At 61.5% G+C, this 4,201-nt stretch carries 4 protein-coding genes and 2 pseudogenes; 4 read left to right on the top strand and 2 right to left on the bottom strand.

What is annotated here, in order from left to right; genetic code table 11:
* Nucleotides 1-354 (top strand): annotated as a pseudogene (locus PHP59_RS11620) (3-hydroxy-3-methylglutaryl-CoA reductase); the annotation flags it as partial.
* A gap of 214 nt (nucleotides 355-568) precedes the next feature.
* Here the strand turns inward: PHP59_RS11620 and rimI are convergent.
* Complete coding sequence (gene rimI, locus PHP59_RS11615) at nucleotides 569-1,030, bottom strand: ribosomal protein S18-alanine N-acetyltransferase (RefSeq protein WP_300167174.1); 462 nt, start codon at nucleotides 1,028-1,030, stop codon at nucleotides 569-571.
* An 80-nt stretch (nucleotides 1,031-1,110) separates the two neighbouring features.
* Between rimI and PHP59_RS11610 the strand changes: the two genes are divergently transcribed.
* Nucleotides 1,111-2,382: a DUF1015 family protein gene (locus PHP59_RS11610; protein ID WP_300167172.1), complete on the top strand. Its 1,272-nt coding sequence runs from the start codon at nucleotides 1,111-1,113 to the stop codon at nucleotides 2,380-2,382.
* 18 nt (nucleotides 2,383-2,400) lie between these two features.
* On the opposite strand, the gene PHP59_RS11605 is transcribed toward PHP59_RS11610, so the two are convergent.
* Nucleotides 2,401-3,009 (bottom strand): FmdE family protein, encoded by a 609-nt coding sequence (locus tag PHP59_RS11605; RefSeq protein ID WP_300167170.1) that lies wholly within the window; start codon nucleotides 3,007-3,009, stop codon nucleotides 2,401-2,403.
* 248 nt (nucleotides 3,010-3,257) lie between these two features.
* Here PHP59_RS11605 and PHP59_RS11600 point away from each other — a divergent pair, with 248 nt between their 5' ends.
* Both PHP59_RS11600 and PHP59_RS11595 read left to right on the top strand, forming a co-directional pair.
* Complete coding sequence (locus PHP59_RS11600) at nucleotides 3,258-3,803, top strand: hypothetical protein (RefSeq protein ID WP_300167168.1); 546 nt, start codon at nucleotides 3,258-3,260, stop codon at nucleotides 3,801-3,803.
* A gap of 24 nt (nucleotides 3,804-3,827) precedes the next feature.
* A pseudogene (locus tag PHP59_RS11595) lies at nucleotides 3,828-4,201 on the top strand (hypothetical protein); the annotation flags it as partial.

Raw genomic sequence — 4,201 nt, 5'->3', positions numbered from 1 at the left:
CATGCCGCCAATATCATCGCCGCCCTGTACCTCGCCTGCGGCCAGGACGCCGCCCATGTGGTCGAGGGGAGCAGCGCCATCACCACCGTCGAGGAGACAGAGGGCGGCGCTTATGTGGCCGTCACCCTGCCTGCCGTGCAGGTGGGCACTGTCGGCGGCGGCACAGGGATCGACACCCAGGCCGCGTGCCTCAATCTCCTCGGCGTCAGAGGCGGCGGCGAGCCGGAAGGGACGCATGCAAAGGCTTTCGCCGAGATCGTCGGCGGAGGCGTGCTTGCAGGCGAACTCTCCCTCCTCGGCGCCCTCGCCGCCAACCACCTCGCCCGGGCCCACAAACAACTCGGCCGGGGCTGACCTTTTTTTCGGGGAGAAAAAAGGGTTCTGAGGGGGATTACCATCTCCCCGACCGGATGATGGGAGGCCACAAAACGACGAATGACCCTCTTCCGCACTTTCCGGCCTCGAACCCAGGAGAGGGGCGGCTGTCAGAGAAGTCGATCCACCGCCGCCCCTGTTCCTATCCTGATAGTGGGGGGTCCGGGGGGCTTTGCCCCCCGGCCATGACCCTTCAGAAGAACCACTTCATCATCACGATGGCGTCCTCGCCATTGGAATAGTACCCCGCTATAGTGAAGACCGGCTGGTAATCATGTCTCCGGTAAAAGGCCTGAGCATAGATGTTGGAGACCCTTACCTCCAGTTGTACGCCCTCCGCAAGATCGACGGCAAACAGCCTCTCGGTACTCTGGACGAGCATCGCCCCGATCCCGCGGTGCCTGAACCTTTCAGCCACTGCAAAGTTGCAGATATGACCGTACACCGCCTCGCCGGTGTCCTCGATCCCGCCGACGATGAAGCCCGCGACCTCCCCGCACGCGACCGCAACAAAGAAAGTCTCGGCCCAGCACTCAAGCGCCTGAAGAAAGGCCTCTTCAGTCCAGGGGTCCACAAAGGACTCACGCTCGATGGCGACGATGGCCGGGAGGTCCCCGATCACCGCTTTCCGTAAAAAAATCCCTGGCTTGGACATTGTTTGTGATCTACCTCTTGCACGAGGAAATATATTGACCTGAGGGAAAGTACTACCAGCTTGAACGATACGTGATCCCCATGGTAAAGGTATACCGTTTTTCAGGGCTGCGGCCCGAGCGCGCATATGCCGCGAAGATTGCCTCGGTGCCATACGACGTGGTGACGACAGACGAGGCCGCAGAGGTCATCAGGAAAAACCCGCTCTCTTTTCTCAGCGTGAGCAGGACAGACGCCATCCTCAGGGACATCCCTGCCGACGACGAGCAGATCTACGAGAAGGCGAGGGAGACCTTCCAGGAGATGCAGGAGAAGGGGATCTTCCGCCGGGACGACGCCCCGTCGATGTACCTCTACCGGGTGAAACAGGGGGGCAACCTCTATCTCGGGCTCGTCGCCTGCCTTGACGTCGACGACTACATCCAGGACGTCATCAAGAAGCACGAGCACACCCGCTATGACAAGGAACGGGACAGAACCCGGCACATCGACGCCACGAACGCCAACACCGGCCTCGTGGTCGTCCTGTACCCTGACGAGGGTGACATCTTCGGGTACATCGAGTCCATCCTCCCCGAGGGCGAGCCCGATGCCGTCGTCAAGACCGAGCAGGGGAATGTCCACGAGCTCTTCAGGATCAAAGACCCTGTCCGCCTCGCGCACATCGAGAGCCTCTTCGCCCGCGTGCCGGCCGCGTACATCGCCGACGGTCACCACCGCGCCAAGTCCGCGGTGACGATCGCCGGGAACCGCAGGGAAGCCGGGATCTATGAGGCCGAGGACGGCCGGTTCATGGCGATCCTCCTTGCCCATAAGAGAGTGAAGATCCACGGCTACTCACGGCTTGTCACCGACCTCGGCACGTACACGCCCGAGTCCTTCCTCGCCGCCCTGAAGGAAGGCTTCGAGGTGAAGGCGTACGGCGAGATCGACGACACTGTCTTCCGTGTGCCGCCCCTCAGGGAGGCCGACGGCCACCATGTCTTCCACATGTACCTGGGCGGTGTCTGGTACGAGATCACCTGCCCGATCGAAAACCCTGACGACCCGATCGGTTCCCTCGACGTCTCCGTCATCCAGAAGAGGGTGCTCGAGGGGATGCTCGGGATCACCGACCCCCGCGGCGACGCCCGTCTCCAGTACCTCGGCGGTGCCAGGCCTCTTGCCGACCTCGAAGAGAGGGTTGACTCGGGCGAGTTTGCCGTCGCCTTCTCGATGCAGCCTGTCGATGTCGAGACCGTGATGGAGATCGCGGACGCAGGCATGGTCATGCCCCCGAAGTCGACCTGGTTCGAACCGAAACTCCTCTCCGGACTTGTGATCCACACGCTCGGCGAAGGGAAGAAAGAGTAAAACAGTTTTTGAGGGGGGTCACCACCCTCTCGTATATTTTCCGGCGCACGGGATGCAGACGATCTTCCCGTCCTTGACCCGAGCCCGCGATTCGGCGACCTGTTCCCCGCAGACGGCGCAGGTGTACGACACAAAGATCCTGGCCTTCTCAGGCACGTCGGGCGCCACCTCCCTGACCGCAAAGACTTCGTCGGCAGGGCGCGTCAGGATGGCGGCACAGACGGCGTCGAGGTGTTCTCTGTAGGCCTCTCTCTCCGCGGGGGTCGCGGAACCGCCATGGATCTTCGCCCGCAGGGGGTGGAACGCGGGGTCGACGGCATCCACGGAAAAGTCGGGGCGGGTCATGATCCGCACCGCCTTCCCGCTCGTGCGGTTGATGAGGGTCCAGGCACCCTTGCCGAGGTCTCGGAGGATGAGGTTCCCTTTCCCAACGGTACATCCGGTGACGACCTGAATGCCGTCCACGCCGCAGGCGTCGTTCTCGACTATGGCCACAAGTTCTTCGTCGGGAGCACGGACGGCGCCGACCTTTTCCATCGCGATCTCGGCAGCACGGCAACCGAAGGCAAGGCCCGGGCAGCGGTGGCCGTGGAAGTGGACGGCCTCCTCGAAAGTGGGGTTCTGCATGAGGGGAAGGTGACACCTTTTGTAACAAAAGTATTACTGTCCCGGACATGCCAGAAGGCACCATTTCCGTCCGGACCTGGACAGGGGACACATCACCGACTTTCCAGACAACCACAGAGGCCTGCCTCACGCCAGGGCGGACACCATATCACCGATAAAAAGACCTTAAACTCGGATCAAAAAGAGATAATGCGCCAATACAGATTCAAACACTATTTATACTAATCTCCCTAAAATGGATCCGTGCTATGAAGCCCTCGCATACCATTGCCCTCCTTGTCTTCTGCATACTCGCATTCTCCGGGGTCTCTGGCTGCACCACTACATCCGCAGACGGAGCCGCAGGCGGCGGTATCAGGGACGTGACACCCTCCATGGCAGAGGAGAAGACACACCTCGATATCGCCCTCACGGACCTGGAGGTGCTTGCAGGGGAAGGCTTCGAGAATATCACCGGGATGGAGGTCGTCACGCTGAGCGGCACCGATGTCGCGCCCGCGGGCAACGCGAGCACCTGGGCGCTTGGCATACGGCAGGACGGCAAACCCTCGTTCCTCGTCTACTCACACGGCACCTGGTCGAGACTGAACTGGAACCACCCGCTGGACGGCGGGGAGATCTCCATGGACGCAGCCCTCATGCCCCGCGACCTCTATGAGATGCATGCCGACGAGATCAAAGGGATCGGGCCGGAGACAGACCTCACTCTCATGAACGGTACGTACACCATCAGGTCGCACGCTCCCACACCCGAGACTCTCAGTTTTGACGCACAGACCGGGGAGGTGGTCTGAACGGCCCTTGACAACGACTCAGCCATGCTCTCCCTCGACTTCCTGGCAGGATTCACGATCTTCCTCCTCGCCCTGATCGTGGCGGCGGGGATGGTGCCGGGGCTGCTCGCCGGCCTCCAGAGCGCCACCATCGACGATGACGGCGTCGCCTACCGGACCTCGGTGATCCTTGCCGAAGATCCGGGGTGGTGGTTCGACGAGTTCACCATGACCGGGAACAGCCACTGGGAAGGGGAGAGGACGGCGATGGACAGCGTGAAGAGAATGGGGCTTGCGGTCTCAAAGGAGACGCCGAACGTCCTCTCCATGGGAAAGATAGACGCGTTCTTCAATGAGACGAGGTATCAAAACGACCCCGATTTTTACCGGGAGACGGTCTTTTTCTCGGACTATCCGTA

The organism is Methanofollis sp. (assembly GCF_028702905.1).
Taxonomy (GTDB): domain Archaea; phylum Halobacteriota; class Methanomicrobia; order Methanomicrobiales; family Methanofollaceae; genus Methanofollis.
The sequence above is the reverse complement of the archived record's forward strand: the minus strand, read 5'-3'. Positions and strand labels throughout refer to the sequence as shown.

Bases quoted from the DNA above. Each gene is read 5' to 3' on its own strand.
- rimI (WP_300167174.1), bottom strand. From the start codon at position 1,030: ATGTCCAAGCCAGGGATTTTTTTACGGAAAGCGGTGATCGGGGACCTC.
- PHP59_RS11605 (WP_300167170.1), bottom strand. From the start codon at position 3,009: ATGCAGAACCCCACTTTCGAGGAGGCCGTCCACTTCCACGGCCACCGC.
- PHP59_RS11600 (WP_300167168.1), top strand. From the start codon at position 3,258: ATGAAGCCCTCGCATACCATTGCCCTCCTTGTCTTCTGCATACTCGCA.
- PHP59_RS11610 (WP_300167172.1), top strand. From the start codon at position 1,111: ATGGTAAAGGTATACCGTTTTTCAGGGCTGCGGCCCGAGCGCGCATAT.